This is a genomic window from Siphonobacter sp. SORGH_AS_1065 (assembly GCF_030818595.1).
Lineage (GTDB): Bacteria > Bacteroidota > Bacteroidia > Cytophagales > Spirosomataceae > Siphonobacter.
In genome coordinates this window covers 2,544,014-2,556,832 of record NZ_JAUTAM010000004.1, presented here as the reverse complement: position 1 = coordinate 2,556,832, position 12,819 = coordinate 2,544,014, and the positions used below count along the sequence as shown (strand labels likewise).

Below are 12,819 nucleotides of genomic sequence, written 5' to 3'. Positions count from 1 at the left end.
TGGAGTGCCCCCAGAAGTTAGACACTACTTGGGGGCATTTTTTATTTCTTACGGGTATCACTAATCTGGATGATCTTCCAGCCCTGATCGGTTTTGTATAACTGAAAAGCGTCTACGCCCGAGTGACTCAATTTGCCATTAACGTAAAATTCGTAAGGGGTCCATGCCGTTGCTAACCGATCATCTACCCTGATTTCATAGTTTTTCAGACGTTCCTCGACTGTAACTGTTGCTGGAATGGAGCCAATGGATTTTACAAAAGCATCGATAGAAGTTAAGGTTAACACGGGTGTGCCCTGCTTATCTAATCCCGCTGATTGCAGTCGAGCCGTCGGATGAAAAACACTTCGCACCAGAATTGTATCGTGTTTTGCCATTCCCTCGAATAGTCGGTCAATGACGCTTTTCACTGCTTCTGTATCCTGAGCTTTCAAACTTAAGGTTGTCAGGGCTAAGGCAAGGGTTATCATTATTTTCATAAAAAAATTCGGTTTTATTTCGATAGAGAGGCGACTTTATTGCGTCTGGTTAGAAAACGGGAATCAATAACTAGTAATAAAACCGCCTCTTACCTAAACGCCATAAATGGACGTCTCTGCCGCTTTGAAGTTACTGTTTTGCCATGTAAGACAAATACCCTACAATCTCATCAATTTCCTTTTTCTTCAAACCCAGATTCGGCATTTTCACCCTGTCCCGATAACGCTCAGGGTTAGCAATAAAGGCTTTCAGATCTCCCGTTTTCCAGTATTCCGTTACGCTTTTGGGTCTGTTTAATTCTGGTCCTAACGTTCCACCTACGCCGTTTAGGGCATGGCAAGTCAGGCAATGGGTTTTAAATAATCCGTACCCTTTCACTACCGAATCATCATGCTTCGGAAACAAAGCTGCCGTTTCTTTCGAAGCCGAAGTCAGGCTAATTTTCACCAGATTGTAAGGCCATTTATAGGTTGGATCGTTACCCCTTCCATCCGTATAACAAATGTAAAACGGAGCAATTTTTTTTGTTTCCGGGCCCTTCTGTAGAGTTGTCCAGTCTTCGCCTGCCGCAGCGTCTTTATCTCTTATGGCCAGATAAGCCTTACTGCTTATTACTTTGGTTAAGGGCATCGAAGGATTATAGCCATCTTCACACTCAAAAACCACTTGCGTTTCTTCTGGTTTCAGATGGGCGTAAGCTGGAATTTGCTTCAAAACATTCCCTAAAGGAATGGCTTCGAAGGTTTTAGTTTTGTGAAAAACGGGGTCATTCGTAACTGTAATGGTTTCCGCTTTGCCGAGTGTTGCTTTTTTTTCCACCAGATCAATAGAGGTAGAATCAAGCTCTGAAACCAGCGTTTGCGTCGAATCGACTGATGGCTTTTCCTGCGTATTTTTAGAGGAAGGCTGACAGGCTAAAAAGGGTATAAATGAAAGCAGAAGTAAGGCTCGTTGCATAGGCACAAATATGGTAAAAGATCAGTGGTAACAGGTAATTTTTATTCGCAATGACTCGCCTGTTTTTTCTTAAAAAAGAGCGGTTTCAAAAATTTATTTAGATTATAATCTATTAACAATCAATACATTACTTATTATCGATGAAATTTTTTAAAAAAATATGGTCACACAGGCAACCTTTTCGCATTTTCTACCGAGTAAGGGATTGAAACGACCTTAACCGTGACGAAAATCACCGCCGCAGAGCTACTCCCCTTGCTAAAAGGGTGTACCCGGAACGAGCGAAAAAGCCAGGAGACCCTGTACCGGCTTTTTTATTCGTTCGCTATGGGTATTGCCCTTCGGTATTGTCCCGATAAGGAAGTGAGTCTGGAGGTAGTGAATGATGGGTTTTTGAAGGTTTTCCAGGGCATGAGTCAGTATCAGATCGAAAAGCACGATCCGGTTCCGTCGTTTATTGGTTACCTCAAACGAATCGTCATTAATACGGCGATTGATCAGTATCGAAGTACGCTTAAATATTCCAGTCAGGTTGGACTGGAAGACATTCATGTTCCTGCATCCCTCACCGAAAGTCCGCTCGACGGGCTGGCTTATGAAGATTTGATTGGCCTGATTCAGCAGTTGAGTCCGGGTTACCGAGCCGTGTTTAACCTTTACGTTATTGACGGGTATTCGCACGAGGAAGTAGCCCAGCAACTGAACATTAACGTGGGCACATCTAAATCTAACCTGGCCAAAGCCCGTCAGCATTTGAAGGAACTATTAAAAAAAAGTCATGAAGAACGATCCTCTAAATATGCCTGACGATCAGCTGGACGACCTGTTCCGGAAAGCTGCTTCGGGATTCGAACCGCCGTTCGATCCAGAGGCCTGGAAACGCATGGAGCAAAAGCTCGATGGGGATCAGTATTTTCAAACCAAACTAAAACGTTTTACACTGATTGAAGGAATTGTTATTCTGATTATGGTGGGCCTGTTCTGGTTAACCACTGGCCGGAGCGTTACGCAATTGGATCAACAAACCCTGTTAGAGCATCAAGAGAAGCCGACCCCACCGACCCACTCTACCCTTCCATCAAGTTCTAGAAATCCCTTACCCAAATCGTTAAACGTTATACCAGGTAGCCAGGAGCATGCCCAAGAAGCGAACGAGCGGCTTCCTGAACTTAACTCAAACGCTTCCTCTGCCCTTGCTGAACAACCCGTAACGTCGGCTAAAAAGGCAAAGATTTCTCAAAAATCCATTCCTAGAAAACAGGTTTTACATGAACCCTTTTATCCCATTACCGCTCAGAAGAAGTCAGGTCAACAACGCTCCGTTTCTGATACTATCCTATTGAATTCAACCCCAGCAACAATCCACTCCGAGCTCAGTTCGGACTCCCACGTTACATCTATTGATACCTTAGCAACCCTTGCATTATCCCGATTGAAGCCGTCCAAGTGGCAAAAGTTACCCGTGAATTTAAGCTGGCAAACGCCCGACCTGGCATCAGCTCCAGAAATTCCGATTCAACCGTTGGTTAGCCGTTGGGCCTTGCAATTGCTGCTTTCTCCTGATTTCACGCAAGTGCCAGGGCGGCAAGCAGCCACGGGTTATAATACCGGCTTGCAGTTGGAATATCGTTTCGCTCCGCGTTGGCGGGCTTCGGCGGGGGTTATTTATTCGCTCAAAAATTACTCCGCCAGCAGTTATGATTACCGACCTTATCAGGGTTACTGGGCCACGTACAAACGCCCGGATGTCATCGACGCCGCCTGTCGGATGCTCGACGTGCCGCTAACTATTACGTATGATGCCTGGAAGTGGAAGCAAAACCAGTTTTTCGTTAGTCTGGGGAGTACGTCTTACCTGATGCTCAAGGAAGATTATTATTACCAATATCCGACTTATACCTACGAACTGGAGAAAAAACGAACGGGAAATCACTGGTTAGCTACCGCCAATATCTCTTTAGGGTTGGAACGACCTATCCTCCCACGCCTACTGGTACGTATAGAACCATTCGTAAAGACACCACTGGGCGGCGTAGGCTTTGGCAAGGTACGGCTCCGCAGTAGCGGTGTATTTTTCTCGTTGCGGTACCAACTTAAAAAGCACTGATTTTCAATAGCTTAATTATAAATTACCTGTAGTAACATACATTTTACAGTTTTTTTGCAACGCCGTGTTTAAACCACTCGTAATGGTTGGTAGCTCTTTCGGGCTATAGCACGACTATTGCCTTACCCAAACGCTTACACTAATTATCAACGACATGAAATCGATGGACCGCAAGCAATTCATGACCCTGGTAGGTACCAGCATCGGGGCTATTGTACTACAACACTGCCTCTCGGGTTGTAAAAATGAAAAGGATGAAGCCGTCAATCCAGGTAGCGGTTCTGGGGGTGGTAGCACGGGTCTATCCCTTGATTTATCGAATACCGCCTATTCCGCTCTAAATGCCAATGGAGGTTACGTATACGTCAGCGGAATTATCGTAGCCCGTACCTCAGCCGGAGCGTACATTGCGGTTTCTCAGGCCTGCACGCATCAGGGCGTATCGGTGCAGTATCGTTCCGCAAACAATGATTTTTATTGCTCGGCTCATGGTTCACGCTTTAGTACCACAGGATCGGTATTAGCTGGCCCCGCTTCTTCAGCCCTAAAACAGTACAAAACGGAGCTGACTGGCACCACTCTGCGAGTATTTGAGTAATCCTTTTTCCACGAGAGCATCAAGCTTCTATGAAACATTCTCTGTTCTTTTTTCTCCTATCCGGGTTGAGTCTGTGCGGGCAAAAATCTTTTGCTCAGGACGACGACTTACTGAAATCACTTGACCAGCCCGCCGCCAAAACCTATACGTCAGCAACCTTCAAGGGAACTCGACTCATGAATGGTCATACCGTTGAAACGATAAAAGGGAAACACCTGGATTTTCTGATTTCTCACCGCTTTGGCCGTTTAAATTCGGGCGTAGATAACTTTTATGGCCTCGACGAAGCTTACATCAGACTCGGACTTGATTACGGAGTTACGGATCGCTTAACCGTAGGCGTTGGTCGTAGCAGTATCCAGAAAACGGTGGATTTATACGCCAAATACCGTCTGCTCCGCCAAAGCACCGGCGAGCATTCGTCTCCGGTGAGTATTACCCTTTTTGCTTCGGATGCTATCGTTACCGAACCCACGCAGGAGAATGCCACCAGTACGCTGTACTATAACAACGGCGAACGCCAGAACTGGACGTTTCAGGCTCTGATTGCTCGTAAGTTCAATGATAAGTTTTCTTTACAATTGATTCCCACGTTTGTGACGTTGGGCAAGGCTGACACTCAAACCGAGGCGGTAACAGCCCTGGGCTTTGGTGGTCGTTATAAAATCAGTAAACGGGTATCCGTTAACGCTGAATATTATGCACGATTCCTGAGTTCGGATCAGAAGAATATTGCTCCCGGCGAAGCTAATACGTACAATGCTTTTGCCGTAGGTGTGGATATTGAAACGGGTGGTCACGTCTTTCAATTGCATTTCACGAACGCTCAGGGCATGATTGAAAAGCAATTCCTGACGCAAACGACGGGTAACTTCTTCAAAGGCGACATTCATTACGGCTTCAATATCTCCCGCACGTTTAGTTTTGATCGCAAACGTTAACCTTTGATTTTTATGTCCAACTCCATTTTCAGAATACTAACCTTGCTGATTTTGGCAGCAGGCTCAGCTCAGGCTCAGCTCTTTATTACTCAGATCGGAGAAACGAGTTTTTTCTCAAAAACGCCGATGGAAAATATATCGGCTGTTAATAAAAAAGTAGGGTCGGTGCTGAATACGCAAACGGGAGAGATCGTCGTACGAATGACTATGACGGATTTTAATTTCCCCAATAAATTGATGCAGGAACACTTCAATGAAAACTACGTGGAGTCGGAAAAGTATCCATACGCAATGTTTCGGGGAAAGATTCAACCCATACCTGACCTTAACAAACCGGGAACTTATGATGTGTCAGCGGTAGGAACCTTTGACTTGCACGGCGTAAAAAAAGAGCGAACATTGAATGGTAAGTTGACCGTTCAGGGCGATAAGATTATCCTTCAATCTGATTTTCAAGTGGCATTAGTTGATCACAAGATCGAAGTTCCCAAGCTGGTCTTTGCAAAGATCGCCGAAGTTATAGACGTGAAAAATCAGTTTACGCTTACGAAGAAGTGAGTATTCTGCTGTTTTGGGTTTTGAGTGAACGTTCATGTTTCACTAGCCGCTTACGAGACCTTTTTTAGTGTTTTAGAAGCTCATCTATCTGTTGGGTTTTCCCTTACTTTCTTCGACAATATCCTTGAGAATGAAGTTCGCTAGCTTCTGGGCAGGTATTTTCGGCACTCTTTATGATCTTTTATTCCAATATTTAGGTGTCGGATACTTCTGATTACAACCCCAAAGGGCAGGCGATCCGGCAAGTAGAGACGCGACTTCATCGCGTCTGGGTAAGAGGCGGTTTTAAGACTAGCCCGTTATTTTCATCTCCCGGCCAGACGCGATGAAGTCGCGTCTCTACTTATGAAACCCTTGTCTACTATCTGATACTTCCAGACGCTGACGTTCCTATTCTTATCCGCTATGGCCGGAGAAAACAACAACCCCAGAGGGGTTTAATATGAATAGCTCCGGGTGACAACCCGGGGGGGGGCGAGTACGTAATTCCAAAACTGCAACATGCCTAGGGAGATACGATTTCCACCATGGTTGGTGTCTTCACCAACCACTAGGCTTTTTGGCTGGTGAAGACACCAGCCATGGTGGGAATTCGTAAGTGCGTTAACCTACCCGCCCGTCCCCCGGATTTTCATCCGGGGCTATCCAGCCTGGGGCTATCCATATTAAACCCCTCCGGGGTTAGGGTCTCCTCCATTTACAAACAACTCTATTACCTTTACAGGTTTCTCTTTCCAACTGAAAACTGAAAACTGAAAACTGAAAACTGAAAACTGAAAACTGAAAACTGAAAACTGAAAACTGAAAACTGAAAACTGAAAACTGAAAACTGAAAACCGCAGCGGCGGCCGCTCAAAACTTGTACCAGCTTGGTTTCTCCAGCGGTTTTCTGCGTCCGTCGAAGGTTTGTTTCGAGGGGCCGTAATACTTTTCCAGGTAATCCAGTACCGTCACTTCGGATGGGCCTAAGTCCCAGAGTTTGTGGTACTTCTGCATCCATCGAATTTTATCGACCCAACCCGTTCGGGTAAAATGGTTTTGCGTAATCAACTTACTGGAATGACAAGCCGTGCAATGAGCCTTGATCAAAGGCAAATTGGTATCTACAGCCAATCCCGTTTCCGGGTCTTTCTTTACAGAATCGGCCCAGGCTTGCCTAGTTGTGGTCGTAGGCTTATTACCGGACTGCGAAGTCCAGGCCACACTTCCCAGCAGCAGGAAGGCCGATAACATGAATAGGTATTTCATAAAATAGATTTCTGTCTACCGATCCTCCACCAATCAGTATTAGTACAAAATTGCCTTTTACCCAGACGCGATTCATACCGTCTCTAGCCTCAGACTACCTTTATCGCAATCCGATGGCAGGAGTTATTAATGTATCCTTCAGGATTCCACTGGGGCATTACCATGGGTTGACTTACACCCTTCGAATCCGTGGCTTTAGCCCAAACTTCGTAATAACCTTTTTTCGGAAATTGTACCTCTGCCGTCCAGTGTTGCCAGGCCAGCCGATTCTTAGGAGCCTGTAGTTTTGCTTTTTGCCAGGTAGCTCCGAAGTCAATAGAAATTTCCAACTGTTTCACTTCCAGGTCTCCCGCCCAGGCGTGGCCTCGTAAGGCTAGGGTTTTCCCGAAATCCAGCATCGCTCCCGTTTGTGGATAGGTAATTAGTGATTTTACGGGCATGGACTCAATAATCCGAAACTGATCTTCTGGTGGATCAACGCCTGGCTCAACGGGGTTAATAGGCACTTTGTAGCTTTTCCCCGTCATTTTAGGCCCGTCGTGCACTTTATTACGAATCGAAATCGTATGCAACCACTTGCCCGAAACCGAAGCTGGCCAGCCTCCGATAACCAATCGCAGCGGATACCCGTGCACCACCGGAATATCTTTTCCGTTCATCGCCCAGGCAATAAGCGATTCATCTTCCAGGGCTTTTTTAAGGGGTACACCACGCGAGATTACCACCTTGCCCGGTTCGCGACTAGGGTGAATATCTTTTCCGTAATAGCCAATGTATACCGCATCATCCTTGATGCCCGTGTCCTCAAGAATGTCCCGCAGGCGTACACCCGTCCATTCTGCACAACTGATTCCGCCGTTCGTCCATTGATTGCCGGCGGTGCTCGGAAAGTAACCCGCCCGACCATTTCCGCCGCATTCGAGCGTCAGTTGATAGGTATAGGGCTTGAACTTTTTCTTCAGATCCTCCAGCGTATATACCTTTTTATTCTTTGCTGACTCGCCATTGATTGTTAAGGTCCAGCCATTTACGTCAATCGTTTCGGGCACAATGCCGTTGTTACGAATGAACATTTTCTCAGCAGGCGTTACGGCATCGTCCAGTAAATGAGCGGGAGCTTCTACGTTCCAGGGACGGTCGTTTAGCACCACCATTTCTGCACTTTTCCCCTTTAGGGCGTCTCGATCATTGTCAAAAAAAAGCGGCTTATATCCTTCTGGAATAGCAAAGACTACTTCTGTACTTAAAATGGTCCCCAGAGTTCCTAAAACGGATTGTTTGATAAACCGCCGCCGGTCGTTTTCACGCATTGATTTAGAAGTTTTATAATGACTCACCGATGTAATTTTTGCATTCCCTCTGCTACTCCTTTCACCCGTGATTAACACCTGATTCTTTTCAAGGCCTTTCCTGCCCTAAACCTGCCAATTTTTACCGCACAAGCTCCTATATTTGACTGATGAAGAGCTATCCGGCTGCGACTGATTCTAAGGAAGATAGTAGTTCAAAAAAAATACCTTTTACAGGAAGAAGTGCATTTTCCTCCATAAAATTTAATAGTAACCCTATTTTCTAGCATTTATTCCAAACATATACCTAATAATGAGAGTAGAAGTTGATCGGATCACCTCTTTGTTAACCGCCATCTATGACGGGGAAGCCTGGCATGGCCCCAGCACACAGGAAATTCTGACGGGGATTACGCCTGAAATGGCAGTTTTTCGCCCCTCCCCAGCAGTTCATAATATCGCTGAACTTGCCGTTCACTTAACTAACTGGCGAATTTTTGTCCTGGAAAAGCTAACGGATTCCGTGAGTTTCGATATCATCCTGAATTCTGAAGCCGATTGGTCGGTTATTAACGAATTAACGGATGACAAATGGCAGGAAATTTTAGATAATCTTCAGGAAACGCAGGAAGAGTTAGTAGAAACGCTGGGCCGAATCAGCAGCCATAAACTGAACGATCAGGTTCCCGGCCGACGGTATAACTATTATACGCTTTTACACGGGATGCTTCACCACGAAGCCTATCACAGCGGGCAGATGGCTCATTTGAAAAAGATGTTAGTATAAGATGAAAAAGCCTTCTCAAGTTATGCTGAGAAGGCTTTTTCATGAATTAACTGGTAATGAGTTTCTTCGACAACGATACCGGTAGCTTAATCATTACATTAGTCCCCTTTCCTACTTCCGACTGAAAATGGATCGTGCCCCCGTGCAGAGCGATAATTTTCTGAACAACAGCCAGCCCAATGCCAAATCCGTTTATGCTGGAAACTTCATTACTTCGGAAAAATGGCTCCATCAAATGGGGTAAATCGCTGGGATTAATCCCGTTGCCATGATCTTTTATCGAAAGCGAAATCATATCTTCCTGACTTAATACGATTTCTACCGATCCTTCCGAATACTTACAGGCATTATCAAGCACGTTCAGAATACAAGTCGTTAGTAGAGAACCATTCCCTTGGGTTTCGAAAAATGTCCCGGAGTCATCCCCGGGTAATATTCCAAAATCGTAATGAATCTGTCGATCGGGGTATTTATTATGAATGTGTGCAAGAGCATTTGTGACACAATCATCCACCGAAATAATTTCCAGTCCAACCAGTCCTTCGCCCGTTCGGGCCAGCGAAAGCAGACTGTTCGTTAAGGAAATTAACTGCCGGATTTCCTCCATCGCCGAACGAATCGACGCTTTCAGTTCTTCAGAATCCTGATCGTAATCGTGCGAGATTTGAAGCGTACCGAGCATATTGGTCAGCGGTGTTCGCAACTCATGGGAGGCATGGGACACAAAACTCCTCTGAGCTTCAAAAGACTTTTGAAGACGGTTTAACATCTCGTTAAAAGTCATCGACAATCGGGCTATTTCATCCCGTCGGTTTCCTTCGTCCAGCCGTTTGTCCAAATGTTGGGCCGTGATGGTATCGACCTCATCCATAGCTTTGGATATAGGTTTCAGCATTCTTTTTACGAAAAAGTACCCCACCGCCACCAGCAAAATTATACTGCCCAGATTTCCCCAGATCATTAACTGTTTCAGCATAATGAGCCGGGTGAACCCAACCCGGTCATACCCCATCGCTACAACTCGAAAAGTCTGCGAAGAATCCTGGTGAGCCATGCCCACGGCTTCATTTTCACCCAGTTGAGCAAAGGTGGGTTGGTTCGTTTTCAGGGTATGAATAAAGTTCATCAAACTCGGCGACGATTCTCCACGACGGTTGGTATACACCAGCGTATCACGATCATCAAAAATCATAATGTGCTCGTCAACAATCGTGAGCATATCACTCTCCATGAGCTGATTGAAAAAGTCATCAAACTGGTGCCGACGATTGATTAACAAGCTCGCTGCTGTCTGGGCCTTTTCAGTTAGCCGCGTCCGGAAAATGACCTGACGGTATAAGGAAAACGTTGAGTAAAGAAAGGTTGAAAACAGAATTAGCACGCCCATCGTCAGGAGCGTAAAAAGCAGGATTAATTTATTACGTATAAGCATCTAGGTACGAGGTTATATTCTGGTTCGCCACAAAGGCCCAAGCCACGCAGTTTAACAAAGGAAATGAAGTAATTCATTCCCTCCAAGGGATAGATTTCGCCTTTTTAATCTATAGCAAAAATGGCTGGCGAAAACACCAGCCATGCTATTATTTTATCGTCACCGGAAACTCACTCAGTTTTCTTCCCGCAAAACATAACCCATCCCAATCACGGTGTGAATGAGCTTTTTGGGGAAATCTTTATCTACTTTTTTACGGAGGAAGTTAATGTATACTTCAATCGTATTGGTTCCGGTGTCAAAATGTAAATCCCAGACTTTTTCGGCGATATCTACGCGAGAGACGACCCGTCCGCGATTTCTGAGAAGGTATTCAAGTAAGCTAAATTCTTTCGCAGTCAGGTCAATGCGACGGCCACCCCGGCGGGCTACTTTTTCTTCCAGGTCCAGCTCCAGATCGGCTACCTGTAAAATATGCTGACTCACCGGCCCCGACTGGCTTCGGCGGTATAAGGACCGTAGACGAGCCAGTAACTCCCGGAATTCAAAAGGCTTTACCAGGTAATCATCCGCTCCTGAATCCAGTCCGGTTACTTTATCCTCCAGCTCTCCTAAAGCCGTCAGCATCAATACGGGTGTATTAACTCCTTCAGCCCGAAGCTTTTTTACTAAATCAAAACCATTAATATGGGGAAGATTAACGTCCAGAATTATCACATCAAAAGACTCACTCAGAGCCATTTTCTGGCCAATCATTCCGTCATAGGCTACTTTTGCGTCAAATGCTTCCGCTTCCAGTCCACGCTTTACAAAGGCGGCTAGTTTAGGTTCATCCTCTACAATCAATACTTTCATAGGAGTTGTCGGTACATTTTCTTCCCGGAAAGTAGTAATATTTTGATAGAGCATCATCTCTTTCGACTTTAATATTGAAAATCGGTTGGGTTTCTTGCAGGAATCGGTGCCTGATGAGCAGAAGCAATCTGCATCAGGCACCGACCTAACATTTTTATTTTCAGATCCTAAGCCAATCCGGCAGGATAGTGTTTCATCATTTTATGAATACCTCTGGCAATTTCCCGTTCCAGTCCACGAGGGCCATTTAACGCTCCCTGAGCTACGCCTCTCCAGACCAGATGGTGCGTGTGGGTATCCATCATATCTATTACCAGCGTTCCTTCAGTATAGTGATAGTTCTGATAGCTGGGACCATAGCCATACATGAAAGGACTATACAAAAATCCCCGGCCCCAGCCATAACCGTAATAAGGGTAGCCATAACCGCCATTCATTACCCGTTGCGTTTTATTTTCGGTGTAGGTATGAACGGTGATTTGTAAATCGGGCTCATCACTTTGGGAAATGCCCCGAGCGTTTAATTCGTCGGCCAGATTATTCTGGATATTCTGAAGAATCAGATCGCTGTGGTAGACCGGATTTGCTCCCGTTCGTATGTCAGCGGGAGCCCAATTAAAGGTGTGATACTGGCTAAAATTGGCCTGATTATCTTTATCAATAGTTACCTGAGCGGAGCTATGGAGCGTAACCAGACCCAGGAATAGCGTTGTCAGAAGCAGGATTTTTTTCATGGCAATCCGTCGTTTAAGTTAATCTCAAAACCACTTTCGTTTCATCGGGTATCTTCCGATTCTTTACGCTTCGTTTGAGTATCATAAACGTAGAAACGCGACCTGAAATCCGTATAAAATCAAGATTATAGCGGGATTAAAAATCATTGCGACGACCGAGAATATACTTCTCTACTTTCTGTACGGCTAAGTGGTAATTAGCTTTAAGAGCTCCTACCGACGTTCCGGTTTGCGTAGCAATTTCTTCGTAGGGTAACTCCTTGAAATAGCGTAAGCGAAAGACCTGACGCTGTTTTTCGGGCAAATGCTCAATGGCCTGCGTAAGCCAGATGGTTACTTCTTCACCGTTCCAGGTCGTATCTACATCCGCGAAAACGGGACGATTTTCCAGAACTTCCGTATCCATCTGCGTACCTACGTGGTGCTTTTGTTTACGAAGAAAATTCAGGGCTTCGTGGGTCGCAATTCGATACATCCAGCTAAACAGTTGAGAGTCCCCTCTGAAATTAGGGAGCCCCTGCCAAATCTTTAACAAAGCATCCTGAGTCACATCCCGGGCATCTTCGGGATCGCGTACGTAGCGACGAATGTGATAGTTCAGTTTACGTTCGTATACTTTGACAATGGCATTAAAAGTGCCAAAGCGATTCTCAGGTTGGAAAGTGACCGTTTGCATGGCTTTACAGAGTTAAGACTGTGGCGATTTCTGACCCAAAAGTCCCGCAACTGAGTTAAGGTGAATTTAAAGCCACATTAAAACGCTATTAAAGTCCAGATGGAACAGCTTTAGTGTGGGGAGATAGGTGTAATAGAAGGGTTCCATGAGAGTCCTT

General features: G+C 45.4%; 14 protein-coding genes. 6 read left to right on the top strand and 8 right to left on the bottom strand.

The window, feature by feature from the left end; translation table 11 throughout:
- Positions 1-41: 41 nt before the first annotated feature.
- Together QE390_RS11315 and QE390_RS11310 are read right to left on the bottom strand one after the other, a co-directional pair.
- A complete protein-coding gene (locus QE390_RS11315) occupies positions 42-479 on the bottom strand; it encodes a nuclear transport factor 2 family protein (protein ID WP_106637983.1) in 438 nt (145 codons plus the stop codon).
- 130 nt (positions 480-609) lie between these two features.
- Entirely contained in the window at positions 610-1,437 is an 828-nt protein-coding gene (locus tag QE390_RS11310) for a c-type cytochrome (RefSeq protein WP_307142216.1), read from the bottom strand.
- A gap of 222 nt (positions 1,438-1,659) precedes the next feature.
- Here QE390_RS11310 and QE390_RS11305 point away from each other — a divergent pair, with 222 nt between their 5' ends.
- The 5 genes from QE390_RS11305 to QE390_RS11285 all read left to right on the top strand — a co-directional run bounded on the left by QE390_RS11305 (position 1,660) and on the right by QE390_RS11285 (position 5,641).
- The gene (locus QE390_RS11305; protein ID WP_307142215.1) at positions 1,660-2,244 is read left to right on the top strand and encodes an RNA polymerase sigma factor; all 585 of its coding nucleotides are present in this window, start codon (positions 1,660-1,662) and stop codon (positions 2,242-2,244) included.
- Positions 2,216-3,544, top strand: a complete 1,329-nt coding sequence (locus tag QE390_RS11300) for a hypothetical protein (RefSeq protein WP_307142214.1) — start codon at positions 2,216-2,218, stop codon at positions 3,542-3,544. The genes QE390_RS11305 and QE390_RS11300 overlap by 29 nt, the downstream gene beginning before the upstream one ends.
- A 154-nt stretch (positions 3,545-3,698) precedes the next feature.
- Positions 3,699-4,142, top strand: coding sequence for a ubiquinol-cytochrome c reductase iron-sulfur subunit (locus tag QE390_RS11295; RefSeq protein ID WP_307142213.1), 444 nt, complete (start codon positions 3,699-3,701; stop codon positions 4,140-4,142).
- 29 nt (positions 4,143-4,171) lie between these two features.
- The gene (locus QE390_RS11290) at positions 4,172-5,083 is read left to right on the top strand and encodes a DUF5777 family beta-barrel protein (protein ID WP_307142212.1); all 912 of its coding nucleotides are present in this window, start codon (positions 4,172-4,174) and stop codon (positions 5,081-5,083) included.
- 12 nt (positions 5,084-5,095) lie between these two features.
- A complete protein-coding gene (locus QE390_RS11285; RefSeq protein ID WP_307142211.1) occupies positions 5,096-5,641 on the top strand; it encodes a YceI family protein in 546 nt (181 codons plus the stop codon).
- Positions 5,642-6,493: 852 nt separating this feature from the next.
- Here the strand turns inward: QE390_RS11285 and QE390_RS11280 are convergent.
- Together QE390_RS11280 and QE390_RS11275 are read right to left on the bottom strand one after the other, a co-directional pair.
- Positions 6,494-6,889, bottom strand: a complete 396-nt coding sequence (locus tag QE390_RS11280; RefSeq protein ID WP_307142210.1) for a hypothetical protein — start codon at positions 6,887-6,889, stop codon at positions 6,494-6,496.
- An 89-nt stretch (positions 6,890-6,978) separates the two neighbouring features.
- Positions 6,979-8,199, bottom strand: coding sequence for a sulfite oxidase (locus QE390_RS11275; protein ID WP_307142209.1), 1,221 nt, complete (start codon positions 8,197-8,199; stop codon positions 6,979-6,981).
- Between the two features lie 292 nt (positions 8,200-8,491).
- Here QE390_RS11275 and QE390_RS11270 point away from each other — a divergent pair, with 292 nt between their 5' ends.
- Complete coding sequence (locus QE390_RS11270) at positions 8,492-8,965, top strand: DinB family protein (protein ID WP_307142208.1); 474 nt, start codon at positions 8,492-8,494, stop codon at positions 8,963-8,965.
- A 46-nt stretch (positions 8,966-9,011) separates the two neighbouring features.
- Here the strand turns inward: QE390_RS11270 and QE390_RS11265 are convergent, their stop codons facing one another.
- The 4 genes from QE390_RS11265 to QE390_RS11250 form a co-directional block, all read right to left on the bottom strand.
- A complete protein-coding gene (locus QE390_RS11265) occupies positions 9,012-10,397 on the bottom strand; it encodes an ATP-binding protein (RefSeq protein ID WP_307142207.1) in 1,386 nt (461 codons plus the stop codon).
- Between the two features lie 174 nt (positions 10,398-10,571).
- Positions 10,572-11,252, bottom strand: coding sequence for a response regulator transcription factor (locus QE390_RS11260; protein WP_106638018.1), 681 nt, complete (start codon positions 11,250-11,252; stop codon positions 10,572-10,574).
- 167 nt (positions 11,253-11,419) lie between these two features.
- A complete protein-coding gene (locus QE390_RS11255) occupies positions 11,420-11,986 on the bottom strand; it encodes a DUF4136 domain-containing protein (protein ID WP_307142206.1) in 567 nt (188 codons plus the stop codon).
- A 136-nt stretch (positions 11,987-12,122) separates the two neighbouring features.
- A complete protein-coding gene (locus QE390_RS11250) occupies positions 12,123-12,662 on the bottom strand; it encodes an RNA polymerase sigma factor (protein WP_106637972.1) in 540 nt (179 codons plus the stop codon).
- Between the last annotated feature and the right edge of the window lie 157 nt (positions 12,663-12,819).

What these genes read in the sequence shown, in the direction of transcription:
- QE390_RS11315 (WP_106637983.1), bottom strand. Translation starts at nt 479, where the DNA reads ATGAAAATAATGATAACCCTTGCCTTAGCCCTGACAACCTTAAGTTTG.
- QE390_RS11310 (WP_307142216.1), bottom strand. Translation starts at nt 1,437, where the DNA reads ATGCAACGAGCCTTACTTCTGCTTTCATTTATACCCTTTTTAGCCTGT.
- QE390_RS11300 (WP_307142214.1), top strand. Translation starts at nt 2,216, where the DNA reads ATGAAGAACGATCCTCTAAATATGCCTGACGATCAGCTGGACGACCTG.
- QE390_RS11295 (WP_307142213.1), top strand. Translation starts at nt 3,699, where the DNA reads ATGAAATCGATGGACCGCAAGCAATTCATGACCCTGGTAGGTACCAGC.
- QE390_RS11290 (WP_307142212.1), top strand. Translation starts at nt 4,172, where the DNA reads ATGAAACATTCTCTGTTCTTTTTTCTCCTATCCGGGTTGAGTCTGTGC.
- QE390_RS11285 (WP_307142211.1), top strand. Translation starts at nt 5,096, where the DNA reads ATGTCCAACTCCATTTTCAGAATACTAACCTTGCTGATTTTGGCAGCA.
- QE390_RS11280 (WP_307142210.1), bottom strand. Translation starts at nt 6,889, where the DNA reads ATGAAATACCTATTCATGTTATCGGCCTTCCTGCTGCTGGGAAGTGTG.
- QE390_RS11275 (WP_307142209.1), bottom strand. Translation starts at nt 8,199, where the DNA reads ATGCGTGAAAACGACCGGCGGCGGTTTATCAAACAATCCGTTTTAGGA.
- QE390_RS11270 (WP_307142208.1), top strand. Translation starts at nt 8,492, where the DNA reads ATGAGAGTAGAAGTTGATCGGATCACCTCTTTGTTAACCGCCATCTAT.
- QE390_RS11265 (WP_307142207.1), bottom strand. Translation starts at nt 10,397, where the DNA reads ATGCTTATACGTAATAAATTAATCCTGCTTTTTACGCTCCTGACGATG.
- QE390_RS11260 (WP_106638018.1), bottom strand. Translation starts at nt 11,252, where the DNA reads ATGAAAGTATTGATTGTAGAGGATGAACCTAAACTAGCCGCCTTTGTA.
- QE390_RS11255 (WP_307142206.1), bottom strand. Translation starts at nt 11,986, where the DNA reads ATGAAAAAAATCCTGCTTCTGACAACGCTATTCCTGGGTCTGGTTACG.
- QE390_RS11250 (WP_106637972.1), bottom strand. Translation starts at nt 12,662, where the DNA reads ATGCAAACGGTCACTTTCCAACCTGAGAATCGCTTTGGCACTTTTAAT.